Source organism: Rhodococcus coprophilus NBRC 100603, from assembly GCF_001895045.1.
GTDB lineage: Bacteria > Actinomycetota > Actinomycetes > Mycobacteriales > Mycobacteriaceae > Rhodococcus > Rhodococcus coprophilus.
In genome coordinates this window covers 266,390-284,605 of sequence record NZ_BDAM01000009.1, presented here as the reverse complement: position 1 = coordinate 284,605, position 18,216 = coordinate 266,390, and the positions used below count along the sequence as shown (strand labels likewise).

The 18,216-nt window shown below is 65.7% G+C and carries 14 protein-coding genes and 1 riboswitch; of the genes, 11 read left to right on the top strand and 3 right to left on the bottom strand.

Features of this window, described 5'->3' with window-relative positions; genetic code table 11:
- Positions 1-897 (top strand): carbon-nitrogen hydrolase family protein (locus RDCOP1_RS16585; RefSeq protein WP_255311420.1); only part of this gene is annotated, 897 nt, incomplete at its 5' end.
- Here RDCOP1_RS16585 and RDCOP1_RS16580 read toward each other — a convergent pair.
- Positions 862-2,127: a cytochrome P450 gene (locus RDCOP1_RS16580; RefSeq protein ID WP_072702678.1), complete on the bottom strand. Its 1,266-nt coding sequence runs from the start codon at positions 2,125-2,127 to the stop codon at positions 862-864. The two genes, RDCOP1_RS16585 and RDCOP1_RS16580, sit on opposite strands and share 36 nt — an antisense overlap.
- A 208-nt stretch (positions 2,128-2,335) precedes the next feature.
- Here RDCOP1_RS16580 and RDCOP1_RS16575 point away from each other — a divergent pair, with 208 nt between their 5' ends.
- From RDCOP1_RS16575 to RDCOP1_RS16530, 10 genes are all read left to right on the top strand, one after another.
- Positions 2,336-2,950, top strand: a complete 615-nt coding sequence (locus RDCOP1_RS16575) for a TetR/AcrR family transcriptional regulator (RefSeq protein WP_072702675.1) — start codon at positions 2,336-2,338, stop codon at positions 2,948-2,950.
- A 421-nt stretch (positions 2,951-3,371) separates the two neighbouring features.
- Positions 3,372-4,205: an MlaE family ABC transporter permease gene (locus RDCOP1_RS16570; protein WP_072702672.1), complete on the top strand. Its 834-nt coding sequence runs from the start codon at positions 3,372-3,374 to the stop codon at positions 4,203-4,205.
- Positions 4,206-5,060, top strand: coding sequence for an ABC transporter permease (locus RDCOP1_RS16565; RefSeq protein ID WP_072702670.1), 855 nt, complete (start codon positions 4,206-4,208; stop codon positions 5,058-5,060).
- A 9-nt stretch (positions 5,061-5,069) separates the two neighbouring features.
- Positions 5,070-6,368 (top strand): MlaD family protein, encoded by a 1,299-nt coding sequence (locus tag RDCOP1_RS16560; protein WP_231922846.1) that lies wholly within the window; start codon positions 5,070-5,072, stop codon positions 6,366-6,368.
- Positions 6,365-7,402, top strand: coding sequence for an MCE family protein (locus RDCOP1_RS16555; RefSeq protein ID WP_072702665.1), 1,038 nt, complete (start codon positions 6,365-6,367; stop codon positions 7,400-7,402). Before RDCOP1_RS16560 ends, RDCOP1_RS16555 begins: the two co-directional genes overlap by 4 nt.
- Positions 7,399-8,427, top strand: a complete 1,029-nt coding sequence (locus RDCOP1_RS16550) for an MCE family protein (RefSeq protein WP_072702788.1) — start codon at positions 7,399-7,401, stop codon at positions 8,425-8,427. Before RDCOP1_RS16555 ends, RDCOP1_RS16550 begins: the two co-directional genes overlap by 4 nt.
- On the top strand, positions 8,424-9,530 hold the full coding sequence (locus RDCOP1_RS16545; protein ID WP_072702663.1) for an MCE family protein: 1,107 nt from the start codon (positions 8,424-8,426) through the stop codon (positions 9,528-9,530). The genes RDCOP1_RS16550 and RDCOP1_RS16545 overlap by 4 nt, the downstream gene beginning before the upstream one ends.
- A 29-nt stretch (positions 9,531-9,559) precedes the next feature.
- Complete coding sequence (locus RDCOP1_RS16540) at positions 9,560-10,633, top strand: MlaD family protein (RefSeq protein ID WP_231922845.1); 1,074 nt, start codon at positions 9,560-9,562, stop codon at positions 10,631-10,633.
- Positions 10,630-11,916: an MlaD family protein gene (locus tag RDCOP1_RS16535; RefSeq protein WP_072702659.1), complete on the top strand. Its 1,287-nt coding sequence runs from the start codon at positions 10,630-10,632 to the stop codon at positions 11,914-11,916. The genes RDCOP1_RS16540 and RDCOP1_RS16535 overlap by 4 nt, the downstream gene beginning before the upstream one ends.
- Before the next feature lie 20 nt (positions 11,917-11,936).
- Positions 11,937-12,560 carry an Rv1363c family protein gene (locus RDCOP1_RS16530; protein WP_072702656.1) on the top strand — a complete coding sequence of 208 codons (624 nt, stop codon included), beginning with the start codon at positions 11,937-11,939 and terminating at the stop codon, positions 12,558-12,560.
- Positions 12,561-12,579: 19 nt separating this feature from the next.
- Here the strand turns inward: RDCOP1_RS16530 and RDCOP1_RS16525 are convergent, their stop codons facing one another.
- Positions 12,580-13,929, bottom strand: coding sequence for a M1 family metallopeptidase (locus RDCOP1_RS16525; protein WP_231922844.1), 1,350 nt, complete (start codon positions 13,927-13,929; stop codon positions 12,580-12,582).
- Positions 13,926-17,831, bottom strand: a complete 3,906-nt coding sequence (locus RDCOP1_RS16520) for a Pls/PosA family non-ribosomal peptide synthetase (protein WP_072702653.1) — start codon at positions 17,829-17,831, stop codon at positions 13,926-13,928. Before RDCOP1_RS16520 ends, RDCOP1_RS16525 begins: the two co-directional genes overlap by 4 nt.
- Positions 17,832-18,048: 217 nt before the next feature.
- Positions 18,049-18,165, top strand: a riboswitch (SAM riboswitch).
- Positions 18,166-18,216: the final 51 nt, after the last annotated feature.

Here is an 18,216-nt window from a genome sequence, read left to right as displayed (position 1 = left end):
CCAGTGCTTTCTATGGACATGTTTTCATCGAATAGTGTTCATGCAAGTGATTTCGAAAAAGGGGACCCCACCTGCGGGTCCCCTTTTTCGTACTTATTGATCTTTTCCCGGTCATCACGCAGGATGCACGTTGTGACGATGAAGGCCGAGTTGTTGCGCACGGCTGTCGGACAGCCGGCGGTGGTCGACGGTGACCACGTTGCCTCCGCGCGGGCGCATGCAGAACTGATCCGGTCGGCTCGTGCCGACGTGATTGTGTTTCCAGAACTGTCCTTGACCGGGTATTACCTGGACGCCCCAGACGTCGAGTTGGATGGGGACGCTGTCGCGTTACTCGTCGAGGCCTGCCGATCGGCCGATTCGTGCGCGTTGGTCGGTGCGCCGGTGATGGAAAAAGGTCAGCGTTTCATCGCTACCCTGCGTGTCGATGGCAATGGCGTCGGGATCGCCTATCGGAAAACACATTTGCACGGTGATGAAAACAATTGGTTCGCGCAGGGGCCTGGTGCCTCGGCGATCGAGATCCATGGGTGGCGTATCGGTCTGGGCATCTGCAAGGACACCGGCACAGCTGAGCACATCCACGCGACCGCAGCCCTCGACATCGATCTGTACGCGTGCGGGGTAGTGCACCACCGATGGGAGTTGGCGGAACAGCAACGGCGTGCCGCCCATATCGGTGCCACGTGCGGAGCCTACGTAGCGATGGCGAGTTTCGCCGGTGCGACCGGAGAAGGTTTTCGGGCCACGGCAGGATGTTCGATGATCGTTTCGCCCGGCCAACGGCTGCTGGCAGTAGCCGGTTCTCTGCCCGGCGATTACGCGACAAGGGTGTTGTCGAGTCGGCCCTTCGGGACCGAACTAGACGGGTGTGAATTCGAGGTGGATCGAAGCTAGCCCGCGGAGGATGTACGTCGGCTCGTAGGTGAAGTGACGATCGTCGGCCGGCCCGTGCTTCTCCTCGGAGATCTTGATGTCTGCCATGCGGTCGAGCAGTCGTTCGATCGTGACCCGAGCTTCGACTCGCGCGAGAGGTCCTCCCGGGCAGGAATGCACGCCCCGTCCGAAAGCGATGTGTTCGCGGGCGTTGTCGCGGTCCAACCGGAATTCATGGGGGTCCGGGAAGCGCTGCGGATCGCGATTGCCGGCGGGCAGCGACACCATCACCGGGGTCCCCGCGGGTATATCGACGCCACCGAGCGTCGTCTTCTTCTTCGCGAGCCGAAAATCACTCTTGACCGGGCCTTCGAGGCGCAGTGCTTCTTCCACGAATTGCGGGACGAGACTGTGGTCTTCGCGCAGCTGTTTCTGTAGTTCCGGGTTCTCGCCGAGCAGCCTGAACGAAGCGGTGATCAGGCGGGCAGTCGTGTCCTGGCCGGCGCCGAACAGGAATGTGGCCAGGCGTACGAGTTCGACCACGTCGGGTGTCTCCCCGTCGGAGTACCTCGACTCGGCGAGTATCGACAGGACGTCGCCGACAGGTTCTCGTCGTCGGGTTTCGATGTAGTTCGAGAACTTGGAATCGAGGAACTCCAGGGGATTGGCGCCGAGTGCGCCGTCTTCTGCCATCGCGCCGGGAGTCTGGGAAGACAGGTGCGCGACGAATGCGGCGTGATCGGCCTCCGGAACACCAAGGAGATCCGCGACGGTCAGCAGTGCGAACGGTTGTGCGTATTCGTGGAGCAGTTCGACCTTGCCCGAGGCGTGGAACGTATCGATCAGTCGGTCCGCGAGCCGCCACATGAACTCTTCGTTCTCGTCGAGACGCCGAGGTGTGAACAGGCCGGCGAGCAGCCTGCGAATCCGGGTGTGCTTCGGCGGGTCCATGGTGACGAGGTGCTCGTTGAGGGGGATTTCGGGCCGATGCTGTTCGATCTGCTCGCTGATGTCGTCGCCCTCGGGCGTGAACGGCATGCCCGGAAACGGCCCTGTGGCGGCGTTGATGTTCGAGTACGTCGACGTATCCCGCAGTACCGCAAGGCATTCGTCGAATCCTGTGACGGCGACGACGCCACGTGGCTCTATGAACTGCACGGGGCATTTCGACCGGAGGTGGTCGAAGTAGGGATGCGGATCCGGGATGAAGGACGGGTCGGTGAAGAAATCCTTCGAGTCGAAGTCGTTCAATCGGGTCTCCTGACGTCGGCGCACCGGCGAGGTGCACAACTGAAGGTGGTACCGATGTCAACGCCAGCTTCGCCCGATGCTGAGCGCCTGCCTAGCAGTGCTGGATATATGGATAGCACGGTGCATGAATGTGGTCAAGGCCACACTCGGCATGGCGCTAGCATGATCGGAATCGTGCGGTACCGGCCGCCGGGCATGGAGGTCGAGTATGGCGTCGTCCAGGCGAATCGGTGCACCGGACGCAAAGAACCGCACCGTCTTACTCGATGCGGCCGAGCAGTTGATGGTCGAAAGTGGCTACGCCGCGGTCACTTCGCGCCGCGTCGCGGACAGGGCGGGACTCAAGCCGCAACTCGTCCACTATTACTTCCGGACCATGGACGATCTCCTGCTCGAGGTGTTCCGGCGCCGCGCCGAGGAAGGCTTGCGCTTCCAGGAGGCAATTCTCGGCTCGCCTCGCCCGCTGCGCGCGTTGTGGGAGTTCAGCACCGACCCGACGGCGGTGGCCGTGACCACCGAGTTCATTGCCCTGGCTCGTCACCGCTCCGCTCTGAGGTCGGAGATCGCGCGCTATTCGGAACTCTTCCGGGTGGGTCAGCGAGCTGCAGCCGAAAAGGTCCTCGCAGGTACCCGGTACGACGTCTCGCGGATTCCTCCCGTGGTGGTATCCGTTCTGATGACGAGCATCTCCCGGGTCGTGGTGATGGAGGAAGCGCTGGGGGTCACCTCGGGGCACGCGGAGACGATCGAACTCGTCGAGTGGTGCCTCGGGATGATCGAGAAGGAATCGGAAGCGCGACCCGGCGAAGGCGGCGCGACGTAACCGTCGAGGTCCGTCCAGAAGGTCCTCCGGCGCTGGTAGGAGGCCGTGTCGAAAACCATCGTTGCAGAAAAGAGAACTATCTTCTACTTTGATTGCGGGGAATTCAACGGACTCGGCGCCCGATCGCCCGCGGACCGCCGAAGAGCTGCCCCTCGGGGGTCCGCCGACATCGGTGCCTGGTTTGCCGCTGCCTGAATCGTAGTGCCCGGCCGCCCGGGCCGATTCCAAATTTTTCGATAAGCACACGCGCACAGAGCTTTTCAATGATGCTTTCGGGTGTACCGACGAATGTCGCGTACACGCTTTCTCACTCTTCGGGGGGAATGACCGTGGCACAACAATTTTCGCCATGGACGTGGTGGAGGCGAACGCTGCCGGGATATGTAGGCGGCGGCCCTACGGGCCGGCAGGAGTTCTACTGATGGCGACTCCGGCGATGAGCGAAATCGGTGGCTGGGCCCGCGGTTATCTTCGCCGGCACCCGATCGCTGCGCTGGAGACCGTCGGTGACCAGTGCATACTGGGGATACGCGCCGTCCGGTATCTGATTCTCGACGTCCTCACCTTGCGCTTTCCGTTCGCCGAGTTCGTTCGTCAGGCCGCCTTCATGGCGTCGGCGTCGGCATTGCCGACGATGTTTGTGGCGATACCCATCGGGGTCACCCTCTCGATCCAGTTCGGTCTGCTGGCAGGCCAGGTCGGCGCGACATCACTGGCCGGCGCGGCGAGTGGCCTCGCGGTCATCAAACAAGGTGCGCCGATGGTGGCGGCGTTGCTCATGGCGTCGGCGGCGGGTTCGGCAGTCTGCGCCGACCTCGGGTCGCGGAAGATCCGCGACGAGATCGACGCGATGGAGGTCATGGGATTGTCTGTGGTCCGCCGCCTGGTGGTGCCGAGACTCGTCGCAGCCGTCGTCGTCGGACTCGCCCTCACGGGACTGGTGTGCTTCGTCGGATTCCTATCCGGCTACATCTTCAACACTTTTGTCATGAACGGCACCCCAGGTAGTTTCGTCAGCACCTTCGCCTCCTTCGCGACCGTCGGCGACTTCGTTCTGACCATGATCAAAGCCATGGTGTTCGGTGCGATCGTGGCCGTGGTGGCGTGTCAGAAAGGTTTGGCCACCAGTGGTGGACCTGCGGGCGTCGCCAATTCCGTCAACGCCACCGTCGTCGCGTCCATCCTCCTGCTGATGACGGTCAACGTCGTCTTCACGCAACTGTATGTGCTGATGTTCCCGCGGACGGGGTTCTGAGTGGCCTCCCGGTATCTGCCTCCCGGCGCACGGCCGTTCGTCGTTGCGGCCGGGGCACAGGTGCGACTGGTCCAGAGGCTCGGTCACATGGTCGTGTTCTTCCTCCGCGCGACCGCTGCCGTTCCCACCACGCTGCGCAACTATCGCAAAGAGTTCCTCCGAATCCTCTCCGACGTGACCTGGGGAAACGGCTCCCTGGTAGTGGGCGGCGGCACCGCGGGGGTGATCATCGTCCTCGGAGCGTCCGCGGGAGCCATCGTGGCGATCGAGGGATACAACGCACTGCATCTCCTGGGCCTCGAGCCCGCGACCGGCATGGTCTCCTCCACGGCGACAACCCGGGAACTCGCACCGATCATGGCGTCGCTCGCCTTTGCCGCCCAGGCCGGATGCCGCTTCACAGCACAACTCGGTGCGATGCGGATCTCCGAGGAGATCGACGCCATGGAAGCCCTGGCCATTCGGTCGATTCCTTATCTGGTGACGACGCGGTTGCTCGCCTCGGTTGTCGCGGTGGTGCCGCTCTATCTCGTGTGCCTCGCGGTGAACTACCTGGCGGTCCAATCGGTCATCGGACTCACCGGCGGTGTCTCGGCGGGCAGTTACGGGCACTATTTCGGGCTGGTACTCAGCGCGACGGACATCTTCTACTCACTTCTCAAAACGATCGTCTTCGTGATCATCACATCGACGATCCAGTGTTACTACGGTTTCTACGCGGCGGGTGGGCCGCAAGGAGTAGGCGCCGCTGCGGGCCGGGCGATGCGTGCCGGCATTTCCGCGATGATCGTCGTGAATCTGCTCATGACCGTTGCGCTGTGGGGAATCGGTTCGGGCGCAAGGCTCGGGGGCTAGCAGATGGCGATGATGCTCGAAAGCGATATCGGCCGTGCTACTCCCGCAAAGCTGTTCGTCGCCGGAGCGGTCGCGTCACTCGTCGTCCTGACATTGGTGGCTGCGGTGATCGCGAAGGCCGACGGACGGTTCACGCCGACTGTCGGTGTGGAGGCCGCACTGTCCGACATGGGGGACGGTCTTCCGGTCCGGGCAGACGTGAAGTTTCGTGGCGTGCTGGTCGGAGAGGTCAGCGAGGTTCTCCGTCCGGAGGAAGGCCGAATCGCTGTCGTACGAATCCTGCTGAAACCCGAGTACGCGAACTCCGTGCCGAGCAGCGTCACGGCTCGCGTCGTGCCTAGCAACGTGTTCGCGGTCTCGTCGGTGCAACTCGTGGACAACGGCGATGCTCCGCCCCTCCCGGCGGGCTCGGTGATCCCGCAGGATTCGAGCTTGTCGACCGTGCAACTGCAGACCGCGCTGACGAAGTTGCGTGAGATCGTTGCGGCGACTGCGCGTATCGACACACAGCACACTCTCGGTGTCCTCGCAGCGGTCGCGGATGCGACCGACCACAGGGGAGACGACATCGTCACCGCGGGTGCACAACTCGACCGGATCGTTCGCGAGATAGGCGCAGTGTTCGGGCCGGGTGAAGAGGCGTCGACGCTTGTGGCACTTTCCGATGCTCTGCTCGGCCTGAGCGAATCAGCCCCGGACCTGCTCGACGCGGTCGGCCACGCAGTGGTCCCGATGCGCACGATCGCGGAGAAAGAGGTGGAACTGGAGACGTTCCTCGCGGCTGGAGTCGGCACCGTGTCCACATTGGCGACCGGACTGGAGAATCAGGCCGACACCGTCATGGGAGTGACATCCGCGCTCACTCCCGTCCTCGGTGTGATGGCGGATGGTTCCTCGTCGTTCACTCCGATCACGACCAGGATGCGTCGAATCTCCGAAAGGTGGTTCGAGACTTTCTGGCCGGCGGGCGAGGCGCGGGGCATGGGCAAGTTCATCTTCCAGTTCACGCCGCACAGGATGTACACGAGGATCGATTGCCCGCGCTACGGAGACCTCGAAGGACCGAGCTGCGCGACCGCCCCGGAGACCGGTGCCCCGAAGGTCTCGTCCCTGGACGACGGCAGGCAGGTGCACACCACCGTGCCGGTCGGGGGAAACGTCGGTTCGATCGGAAGCGAGCAGGAGAAAGACCTTCTCGGCCGGATCCTGGGTGGGGATGTGTCGGCCGCGTCGGAGTTGCTGCTCGGCCCGGTGGCCCGGGGCGCGGTCGTGAGCGTCGTTCCGGACGGCGACGGGAGCCCGAGATGAGCTACCGGAAACCTCTGATCGGACTGAGTCTGTTCCTGCTCGTGTCCCTGGCCTTGACGTGGCCTGTGGTGGTGACACTGAAGCGGGGGGTGAACGGCGACACCGCGCCCTACGCGGCCGTATTCAGCGACGTGTCCGGTCTCAGGGTCGGTGACGACGTGCGGATGGCCGGTGTCCGCGTCGGACGGATCGACTCGATCGAACTCGACGAGACGGTGGCAAGAGTCGCTTTCCGAATCGAGTCGAACCAGGTCGTGCACGACAACACCGAAGCCGCGATCACCTATCAGAACATCATCGGCCAGCGGTATCTCGGCTTGTCTCTCGCCGGAGGAGCGGCGGGGGCTGCGCTTCCTCCGGGCAGCGAGATTCCTCTCGAGCGAACGGAGCCGTCGTTCGACATCTCGGTGCTGCTCAACGGTTTCGAGCCGCTCTTCAGCGTCCTGGACCCCGCGAAGGTGGACGAGATCACCGGGGCGATCATCACGGCGCTCCAGGGCGACGCCGGATCAATAACGACGCTGGTCGCCGAAACCACCCGCCTCGCCGAATCTCTCGCCGAACCCGACAGGATCCTGGGCGACATCATTGTCGACCTGGACGGTGTGATTGCCGATATGGCCACGCAGAGTCAGGACATCGACTCGGTCATCGGCAGTGCCCGTGCCATCTTCACCGAGCTGTCGGCACAGCGGGCCGAGACGGTCGAATCGATGGACTCGATCGCGACCACGGTCGACAGGCTGGCCACCCTCACCTCCGAGGTGGAACCCGAGCTACACGACCTGCTGGTTCGTGAACCCGGATTCTCGCAGCACTACATGGACAACCTCGACGAATTCGCCTATTTCGGGGCCAATCTGCCGGCCTTGCTCAAGGGGCTGGCGCGGGTGAGCCAGGACGGGAGCTACCTCAGTACGTACCTGTGCAATTTCAACGTGACGATGATTCCCGCGCTGAGCAATGTCATTCCGTCCCTCGTCGCGCAGGCCACTCCCGAAGGCCGGATCACCCAGTCTGCGGTGTGCAGATGAGAACCACGAATCGAGCGGTTCTCGACGAACGCAACCGCCTCGGCCTCGGCATCTTGACCGTCGCCGTCATCGTCGTGGCGCTCGTGGCGACGGTACTCGTCTCGGGGGCCGGCATCGGGTCGGTGCGGTACGAGGCGGAGTTCGCTCAGGCTGCCCGGATCACCTCCGGCGATGCCGTGACGATCGCCGGTATCCAGGTGGGGACCGTCGAGGGCGTGCGTCTCGACGGCACCCACGTGCTCGTCGAGATGGATGTCGACCGCAGTGTCGAACTGGGAGCCGACACGGTGGCCTCGATCAAGCTCACCACGCTGCTGGGGTCGCGGTACGTCGAATTGCGGCCCGCGGGTAGCGAACCGCTTGCGGAGCGACGGATTCCGTTGCAGAACAGTGTTGTCCCGTACGACCTCCAAGAGGTGCTGGCCGACGCCACCACCACGTTCGAGCAGGTGGACGCGGAACGGCTCGGCGCCACCCTCGACACGCTCGCCACCGAACTCGACGGCGTACCTGCGCTCCTGCCGCAGGTGCTCGCGAACATCGAAAGTCTGTCGGGCACGGTTGCCGACCGCCGCGAACAGATCGGCGCGATCCTCGACGCAACCGCGTCGATGACCAGTGTGGTGCGCGCACAACAGCACAGCCTGGGTTCACTGGTGCGCGACGGTCGTGATCTGCTTCTGGAACTCGAATCCCGGCAGAATCTCGTTCAGCGGTTGCTGACCGCCACCGCGGAGCTCGTCACGGTACTCGATTCGATCGTCGTCGACGACCGAGCGCAGATCGACGCCCTGATCGTCAGCCTGAACGGACTCCTGCGCACTTTGAGCGACAACGACGCGCTGTTCCGCAACATCCTCCAGATCCTTCCCGTCCCCATCCGGAACTTTGCGAACGCGTCGGGAACCGCAAACGAGGTCGATTTCACCGCTCCCGCGGGACCGATGATCGACTCCTGGATGTGTGCCCTCGCCGGGCACACCGACGACCCCACCTTGACCGCCTATCTCGGGGAGTGCGAATGAAAGCGAGGACCGCCCTCGTGACGATTGCGGCTGCCGCGGCACTCGTCCTCGTAGGAGGCTTGGTGGCAGAACGGATGTCGTCCGGCCCGGATTCGATCCTCGTGACCGCGAACTTCGACAACGCCGCGGGTCTCTACGAAGGAAACGACGTGTCGGTGCTGGGTATCCCGATCGGGCGGATTGTGAGCATCGACCCCACCGGTACCCACGTCGCCGTCGGTATGGAGATCGACGCCGGCACGCAGGTTCCTGCCGACGTTCGCGCGGTCGCAGTTTCCACCTCCGTGCTCACCGACCGCCACATCGAACTCACTCCCGCCTACGACGGCGGAGCGGTGCTCGAACACGGTGCCACCGTCGGCCTCGATCACACCCGCACACCCATCGAATTCGACAGGCTGCTCGCGATGGCCGACACGATGGCGGTGGAACTGGCAGGGGACGGGGAGGGCAACGGTCCGGTATCCGCTCTGCTCGACGTGGGCGTCGGAGCGACCGCCGGGAACGGCGTCGGAATCAAGAGCGCGCTCGGGACGCTCTCTCGAGCAATGGCATTGAGCGCCGATCAGGGCGCGGGTACACGAAACAGCATCACGGCGATCGTGGACAACCTGTCCGTCCTCAGCAGTGCCGCCGCCGCGAACGACGCCGACATCCGGGAGTTCGGAGAAGCAACGAAGAGACTCGGCGAGGTGCTCGCCGAGTCGAATCTCGGTGCGGGAACCACCGGTTCACAGATCAACGAGATACTCCAGCAGGCAGACCAGTTGCTGCAGAACCGCCGTGATGCGGTGCGCTCCACCGTCACCGATGCGCAGACGGTCACTCGTGCGCTCGCCGACTACCGCAACGAAGTCGGTGAGTTCCTGGATCTGACCCCGCTCTTGATGGACAACGCATACAACGCGATCGATCAGGAGACTGGCGCCGCCCGGGTCCACGCCCAGCTCGAGAAGGTCTTCTTCGACGGCGAACTCGTGTCCCAGGTGTGCAATCTGCTCGAGGTGCGCGATCTGGGGTGCACGACCGGCACAGTGAAGGACTTCGGCCCCGGATTCGGCATCGCGTCCATGCTCGAGGGAATCGCGGGGTTGCCGCGATGATCGCATTGTGCTGGAGGCGAACAGGTTCGGTGGCGGCCGGGCTTGCTGTTCTGGTCACGTCGGCGTGTTCGGCCGGACTGGAGGACCTTCCGCTTCCCGAACCCGGCGTCAGCGGCGGTACGTATTCGGTGCAGGCGACGTTCGACAACGCATTGAACCTTCCGACGAAGGCGAAGGTGAAACTGTCGGGCGCCGACATCGGAGAAGTCGGGTCGATGAAAGTGCAGGATTACGCGGCAGTGGTGACTCTGCGGATCGCCGAGGGGGTGATCCTCGAGCCGGGCACCACCGCAGAGTTGCGCTCGGCGACTCCCCTCGGCGACGTCTTCGTCGCGCTGCAACCCCCCGTGGGCCGGGAGTCCGGCGCCGTTCCGCTCGAAGACGGCGCCGTCATTCCGATCTCGTCCACGTCGTCGGCCGCGACCATCGAGGAACTGCTCTCCACCGCTTCGGTTCTCGTCAACGGCGGTGCGCTGCGCAACTTCACGAAGATCGTCAACGGACTCGGGGACGCTGTCGCCGGCCGCGGCGACAGGCTGGCGAGCCTGGTGGACGAATCGACGCGGCTCGCCGGTCTGATCGCGCAACGAACGGACGAGATCGAAGAGTCGCTCGCTCGCACCGGCCGACTCGTCGACACCGTCGCCGAACGGAGGTCGACCATCGACGACGTCGTGCAGGCCGCGCGGCCCGCACTGGAGGTCGTCGCTGCCGATACCGCGCGCGTACTCGATCTCGTCGGACAGGTCGATCGGATCAGCCGGCAGATTCAGCGGTTCCCCGCGGTACAGGACACCGATACGCGCAGCATGGTCGCGGACATCAATCGGATTGCCGCAGAGCTGAATGCGGCGGCAACTCATCCCGATGCCGAATTGTCGGCTGTCAACCGAATACTTGCCCCGATCATGAAGGTCACCAGCAGCACGGCCGCGAACACCGACGCAGATCTCGAGCAGTTGATCCTCGGCGCGGTTCCGGTACCGGGCCATCCCGGGGACCCGGGAAGCCGGCTACCCGACGGAACGGACGTGCAAGCCCTCGCGGGAACGATCGCGTACACCCTCCTGCGACTCCAGGGCCGACTGGAGAACGGCGGATGAGCGACGGATCGCAGCGGCGACGCATCCCCGAAGCGTTCGCAGCGGTGACGGTCGCCGGAGTTCGGCGCGGGTACGCGCATCGCGCGGGTCTCTCGGTGGCCGCCCTCGTGACGACCTTCGTCGTGGGGGTGGGTTATCTGGCGTTCGACGTGTTCGACCTGAACCCGGCGGACCGGCAGATCAGGGTGAGTGTGCATTTCGACGACTCGGGCGGAATTCTCCCGGGGCGCGACGTGACTCTGCGTGGTGTGCCGGTGGGGGAAGTGGCATCGGTCGACTTCACGGAGGACGGTGTCGTCGTGCTCGCCGAGATCGACGCGCGGACGAAGATTCCGGTCGGTGGCGAGGTGCGGGTCGCCGGATTGTCGCTGGCAGGCGAACAGTACCTCGACTTCAGGCCGACCACGGACGGTGGTCGTTATCTCGCGGACGGCGCCGAGATAACGTCCGAGAACACGACCACGCCCGTCCCGCTGTCGGCTCTCCTGCACGACATGGACGGCATGCTCGCGCAGGTCGATCCCGGAGCATTGCAGACCATCGTGGACGAGCTCGGGGTGGGACCCGAGGGGCCGCAGAAGTTGTCGGACATCGTCGACGGCGGCGCCTTTCTCCTGTCCACTCTCGACGGGGTGCTGCCGCAGACCGTGTCGCTCCTGCGAACGGGGAAGATCGTTCTCGGAACGCTGGCCGACGCGGCCCCCGGGTTGCAGGAAACCTCGAAGCAGGTCTCTCACATGCTCACCGGCGTCGAATCCATGGACGGCGGCTTCCGGTCGTTCCTCGACACCGCTCCCGGCACCATGCGGGTGATCGACGAGATCCTCGCCGAGAACTCACCCACGATGGTGCAGTTGCTGGGCAACCTCACCACCGTCGCGCAGATGGCGCACGTGAGAGTGCCTGCCCTCCAAGAGTTCTTCTTTCCGTCCGAACGCGACGGATCCACTCTGGAAGCGCTGATGACCGCCTTCCGCGACGACGGTGTGTGGGCACTGGTCAACATCTACCCCCGGTATTCGTGCGATTACGACCTATTGCGCGAGTCGCCGACCGTTCCGAGCTTTCCGGAGCCCTATCTGTACACGTACTGCAACGATCCGGATCCCTCCACGCTCGTCCGGGGCGCGCGCAATGCACCGCGGCCGCCCGGGGAGGAATACGCCGCCGGGTTGCCGCCCGGCGCCGATCCTCTCCGGCGATCCGATCCGACACCTGTCGGACCACACACCGTTCCGCTCGACTACGGCGGTCCGGCCCTTCCCTGGACCGGAGCCAACTGACATCTCCGAAGGAGACGCACATGAGCAGCGACAGCACTTCTGTCACCGCTGATCGAACCGGCGCAGATCAGGTCCTCGAGGACCCGGATGCCGACAGCGGAGACCGGTCGGTGGGCACTGCCGATCCGGGTAAGCCCGATGCGGACACACCGGCCCGGACTTCGCCGAGAGTGCGGCAGCTCGGCACGGCGCTCCTCGTCGTCCTTCTCCTCGTCGCCGCCACGGCCGCAGGTGTTCTCGGCTGGAAGTTGCTGGAGGCGCGGGCGGTCGAGACCGCGGCGCGCGCGGCCGCCGACGCCGCACGCACGTACGCGGTCACGCTCACGTCGGTCAGCGCCGACGACCTGGAGGGCGATTTCGGTGCGGTGCTCGACGGTGCGACCGGCGAGTTCAAGAAGATGTACACCGAATCGAGCGAACAACTCAGGCAGTTGCTCATCGACAATCAGGCACACGCGGAAGGAGTCGTCGTCGATTCGGGCATCAAGTCGGCGACACGGACGAAAGTCGAAGTTCTCCTGTTCATCGACCAGTCGGTGACCAACGCGCTCGTCACCGAACCGCGCCTCGACCGCAGCCGAGTCGCCATGACGATGGAACTCGTCGACGGTCGCTGGCTCGCCTCGAAGGTCGATCTACCCTGAACGGTCGCGTCGTGGCCGATCAGATTCTCGGTGGTGCCGGAAGTTCCCTCTGGCCCAGCCACGCATCCCACAGCGGGCGCAGCGACGTGTCGGAGAAGCGAGCAGCGAGATCTTTGAATTGCGTCGTCGTGACGTTGGAATGCCGGTGTTCCGACGTCCACGTCCGAAGCAGCGTGAAGAACGAGTCGTCACCCAGCGCCAGGCGCAACGCGTGCAGGGTGAGGGCTCCGCGCTTGTATATCCGGTCGTCGAACATGTCCTTGGCGCCCGGATTCTCGAGGAGGATGTCCTGAGGCTTGCGGGAGAGACCTCGATACGCGTCGGCTGCGAGGGCTTGGGCTGACGGCCCACCGGAGTTCTCGGACCACAACCACTCCGCGTAGCACGCGAAACCTTCGTGCAGCCAGATGTCGCACCAGCGCGACAAGGTCAGGCTGTTCCCGAACCACTGGTGGGCCAATTCGTGTGCGACGAGCCGTTCTTCGGTCCGGTGCCCATCGCAGAAGTTCGCGCCGAATGTCGACAGGCCCTGCGCTTCGATGGGGATCTCGAGGTCGTCGTCCGTCACCAGCGCCGTGTAGTGCGCGAACGGATACGGGCCGAAGAGTCGCGTGAACAGCTCGAGCATCTCGGCTTGCCGCCCGAAGTCCTTGTCGAACGCGTCGCGCAGACGTGGCGGATGCACCGCGTACTGCGGCACCGGCGACGACGCGATCTGGCGGATCTCGTAATGACCGATCTGCACGGTCGCCAGATAGGTCGCCATCGGCTCGGGCTGTTCGTACACCCAGGTCGTCCGGCTGGATTTCGTCGTCCTGTGTACGAGTGTCCCGTTGGCGATCGCCTGGAACGGCGCGTCCGTGGTGATCGAGATGCGGTAGGTGGCCTTCGATCCGGGATGGTCGTCGCAGGGGAACCACGACGGAGCGCCGTTCGGCTGGCTTGCGACCAGCGAACCCTCCTCGAGCTCCTCCCAGCCGACCTCACCCCACATGGTGCGCAGCGGCGTAGGGGTGCCGGCATACTGCACCGAGATCGTCAGCACCGCGCCCGCGGGGATCACGTCGGCGGGCGTGACGGTGAGTTTGCCGTTGCGGTGGACGTACTTCGCGGGCCGCCGTCCGTTGACCGTCACCTTGGACACGCGCATCGACGCCGCGAGGTCGAGTGCGAACTTCCCGCGCACATCGGTCGTGGTCGCGATGATCACGGCCCGGCCTTCCAGCCTGTTGGCCATGACCCGGTAGCCGAGTTCGAGTTCGTACCGGGACACGCGGTAGCCACGGTTGCCGCTGGTCGGCAGGTACGGGTCGAGGGGGCGGTCGGCGGCGACGGGCGGCACCGGCTTCGCGGCCTTGATCGGCTTCACCGCGGCGACCAATCACCCGGGGAGGTCCACGCCGAAATCGGATTGCCCTGCCAGCGGGTCGAGGGCGGTACGACGTCGCCCCGCATCACGAGAGATGCGGGTCCCACCGTGGCGCCGTCACCGATCCCCGATGCGGGCAACGCGACACACTGTGGGCCCAGGGTCGCGCCGTTGCCGAGCGTCACGGTGTCCATGGCCATGATCCGATCATGGAACAGGTGTGTCTGTACAACGCAGCCGCGTTCGACGGTCGCGCCGTCGCCCAATGTCACGAGATCCGCCTCGGGCAGCCAGTAACTTTCGCACCACACACCACGTCCGATCGTGGAGCCCAGCGCGCGCAGCCACAGATTCGTCGCGACGGTGCCCGTCGCCGCCCGGGCGAACCACGGTGCCGCGACGGTCTCGACGAAGGTGTCCGACACTTCGTTGCGCCACACGAACGAACTCCACAACGGATGCTCGTCGCGCCCGATTCGCCCGACGATCAGCCATTTCGCAACGATCGTGATCAGGCATGCGACGGCACCGGCCGCCATCAACACCACGCCGCCGAGCAGCGCGGCGAACCAGTAGCCGATATGTGCCGCGAAGGTGTTGAGGGTGAACAGGACTCCCAACCCGATTCCGAACGTCACGATCATCGGCACGAGCCGGCACGTCTCGACCAGGCCACGCGCGATCCGCAGCCGCGGGGAGGGCGTGAACGTGCGGCTCGAATCGGCGTCGCCCGCGGCGCGGCGCAGGCGCACCGGGGGACTGCCCAGCCAGGACGAACCCGATTTCGCTTTCTCGGGTGCGGCGGAGAGCACCGCGACGAGGCCGTGTTTCGGGACGCGCCGGCCGGGACCCGCCATGCCGGAATTACCGAGGAATGCCCGCTTGCCGACCTTCGCGTGCGAGATGTAGAGCCAGCCACCTCCGAGTTCGTACGACGCGACCATCGTGTCGTCGGCGAGGAAGGCGCCGTCGGCGACCTTGGTGAATTTCGGAACCATGAGCACTGTCGAAGCCTCGACGTCCTTGCCGATGTCGGCGCCGAGCAGGCGAAGCCAGGTGGGGGTGAGCATCGACGCGTACAGCGGGAACAGGAAGGTTCGCGACGAGTCCATCAGGCGCTCGGTTGCCCACACCTGCCACCCGACGCGACTCCGGACGGGATGCCACCCCTCGGTCATCCGGATCGACAACAACCGCACGGTGATCAAGGTGGTCAGGGCGAAGACGAACATCGTGAGCAGCGCGGCGACCGGCAGCATCGCGAGGGACCGGGGGACGGCCTCCGCGACGGTTGCGGTGTCGCGCACCCACCACACGAGCAGGGCGACCCCCGCCCCGATCGAGGCGATCGGGAGGCCACCGAGCAGGACCGAGGTCAACGCGTAGACCGGAATCCAGCGGGCTCCGCGGGGCGGTGCCTGGTCCGGCCAGGGACGATCGGCCTTGCCGGTCTTCTTCGCGGGCGAGCCCGCCCAGTGCTGCCCGGACTTCACCCGTCCGAACACCGCCGACCCGGCCTCGACCTCGGCGTTCTTGCCGATGCGAGCACCGGGGGCGAGGAACGAACGGGCACCGACCGCAGCGCCGGCACCCACCCGGATCGTGCCGATATGGACGAGATCGCCGTCGACCCAGTGACCCGAGAGATCGACCTCGGGTTCGATCGAGCACCCGTCGCCGAGTTCGAGCATCCCGGTGACCGGGGGAAGGCTGTGCAGGTCGACATCCCGGCCCACCTTCGCGCCCAGAGCCCGAGCGTAGTTCCGCATCCACGGGGCACCCGAAATGTTGGTGGCCCCGGTGGCGTCGGACAGGCGCAGCGCCGCCCACAAGCGCAGGTGCACGGAGCCGCCTCGCGGGTAACTCCCGGATGTCACACCCCGGAGCAACAGTCGCGCGCCCGCCACCGCGATGGCCATGCGTCCGGGTGGGGTCAGGAACAACGCCGCACCGAGCGCGGTCCACCACCACGACGGCGTCACCGTCCAGGGCACGTCGACGACCAGCGTGATGATCCCGTTGAGGATGGCGAGCCAAGTGACCCACTGCAATCCGGTCAGCGTCATGAGCGGCAGGGTCGCGGCGATCTGCGCAAACTGCGCGCGGCGCGGTACCGGCCCGACCACCCGGTGGGCGGCCGCGGTGGTAGGCGCGAGTTCGTCGAGGTAGACGGCCAGGGAACCGAGGCGCGGCCGGTCGTACAGCTGGGCGACCGTCATTTCCGGATAACGCGCGCGGATCGCCGTGACGAGCTGTGCGGCGGCGAGCGAACCGCCGCCGAGTTCGAAGAAGTCGTCGTCGAGACCCTCGATACGGGTGCCGAGGATGTCGGTCCACAGCGCGGCGAGCCACGCGGCGGTGGGATCGAGCCCGAGGGCGTCGATCGAATCGGCGTCTGCGCCGGGAAGAGGCCACGGCAGAGCGTTGCGGTCGACCTTCCCCGACGTCCGTGTGGGGAGTTCGTCGACTCGGGTGAGCCGGGGCACGAGGGCTGCGGGCAGTTGTTCGGAGAGCAGGTCGTGTGCCGCCGCGAGGTCGAAGTCGGGGTCCGTCGACGCGAGGTAGCCGACGAGGACCGGATGTCCGGCCGTGGTCGTGCGTACAGCGCATGCCCCGCCCGCGACGCCCGGCAGATTCTGCAGGGCGGTGTCGACCTCGCCGAGTTCGATCCGGCGCCCACCGATCTTGACCTGATCGTCGGCGCGGCCCTGGAACAGCAGTCCCCGCCGGTCGAGTACCACGAGGTCGCCGCTGCGGTAGGCGCGATCCCACCCGAGAGTCGGCATGGCGGCGTACTTTTCGACGTCCTTCACCGGATCGAGATAGCGCGCCAGGCCCACACCTCCGATGACGAGTTCGCCGGTCTCTCCGTCGGCGACCGGGTGACCCTCGGGGTCGACGACCGCGAGATCCCAACCGTCGAGAGGCAGACCGATGCGTACCGGGCCGGACCCGTCCATGAGTGCCGCGCAGGCGACGACGGTCGCTTCCGTCGGGCCGTAGGTGTTCCACAACTCCCGTCCCGGAACCGCGAGTCGCCGGACGAGGTCGGGCGGGCACGACTCGCCGCCGAAGATGAGCAGACGCACCGCTTCGAGGGATTCCGCGGGCCACATCGCCGCGAGTGTCGGGACGGTGGAGACCACGCTGATGTCCCGGGCGATCAACCACGGGCCGAGGTCCATTCCGGACCGGACCAGTGCACGCGGCGCCGGCACGAGGCACGCGCCGTGCCGCCACGCGAGCCACATCTCCTCGCACGACGCGTCGAAGGCGACCGACAATCCGGCCAGTACCCGGTCGCCGGGTCCGAGTGGCTCATCTTGGCAGAACAAGCGTGCTTCGGCGTCGACGAACGCCGCGGCATTGAGATGGGTGACGGCCACACCCTTCGGGGTGCCGGTCGAGCCCGAGGTGAAGATGATCCACGCGTCGTCGTCGAGGCGCGGACCGCGCAGCGCCCGTTCGTTCCGCAGAGGCGCGGTACCGGGGCCGATGCCCTCGTCGGTGACGATCGCGGTCACCCCGGCCTCGGAGAAGACCAGGTCGGCGCGTTCGTCGGGATCGTCCGCGTCCACGGGAACGTAGGCCGCGCCGGCAGCGAGAATCGACAGGATGGTCACGTACAGTTCGGCACGGCCGGAAGTCATCCGAACCCCGACCCGATCTCCTGCTCCGACGCCCGCATCGATGAGCGCGTAGGCACCGACCGTCACCTTCTCGACCAGTTCCGCGTAGCCGACGGGGCTCGTGCCGTCGTCGATCGCGGGCGCGTCGGGAAAAGCGTCGGCGGTCGCGCGGAGGATGTCGACGAGGGTGCGGGCCGGCGGTGCGTGCGACGCGCGAAGAAACTCCGCGGGGATCGCGGAACCGAGGTGTTCAGCGGGGAGGTGGGCAGGCAAGTCCGCGTCGTCCTTCTACTCGATGGTGCTCCGGTTATCTCACGTTCAAGTGGACACGAGGTGAACTTCGGGCCGTCCCGTCGACCCGGGTGTGTCGACCGTGCGGTACTGCGTCGGCGAGATTTCGGCAGGTAGGAGGGGTCCCGACGCGTCGCTGTGGGACCGCCGCGGCTGTGCCGTTTGACACCGGACCGTCCGGCTGCCATCCTCTTCGGCAGGTCATGAGTACCAGCATCGAGCCCCGGCTTGCTGGTCGGCAACCCTCCTCCGCGGTGGGGTGCTCCGGGTGACGACCTGGCTGTGTTTCCGAAACCGGACACGGCAAGCGCGGACTCCGCCGGCGATCGATCTCCTTCGTCGCGGCGATCACCGACGGGTCCCTGGA

Coding starts and splice junctions, on each gene's coding strand:
- RDCOP1_RS16575 (WP_072702675.1), top strand. CDS start 2,336: ATGGCGTCGTCCAGGCGAATCGGTGCACCGGACGCAAAGAACCGCACC.
- RDCOP1_RS16570 (WP_072702672.1), top strand. CDS start 3,372: ATGGCGACTCCGGCGATGAGCGAAATCGGTGGCTGGGCCCGCGGTTAT.
- RDCOP1_RS16560 (WP_231922846.1), top strand. CDS start 5,070: ATGATGCTCGAAAGCGATATCGGCCGTGCTACTCCCGCAAAGCTGTTC.
- RDCOP1_RS16555 (WP_072702665.1), top strand. CDS start 6,365: ATGAGCTACCGGAAACCTCTGATCGGACTGAGTCTGTTCCTGCTCGTG.
- RDCOP1_RS16550 (WP_072702788.1), top strand. CDS start 7,399: ATGAGAACCACGAATCGAGCGGTTCTCGACGAACGCAACCGCCTCGGC.
- RDCOP1_RS16545 (WP_072702663.1), top strand. CDS start 8,424: ATGAAAGCGAGGACCGCCCTCGTGACGATTGCGGCTGCCGCGGCACTC.
- RDCOP1_RS16535 (WP_072702659.1), top strand. CDS start 10,630: ATGAGCGACGGATCGCAGCGGCGACGCATCCCCGAAGCGTTCGCAGCG.
- RDCOP1_RS16530 (WP_072702656.1), top strand. CDS start 11,937: ATGAGCAGCGACAGCACTTCTGTCACCGCTGATCGAACCGGCGCAGAT.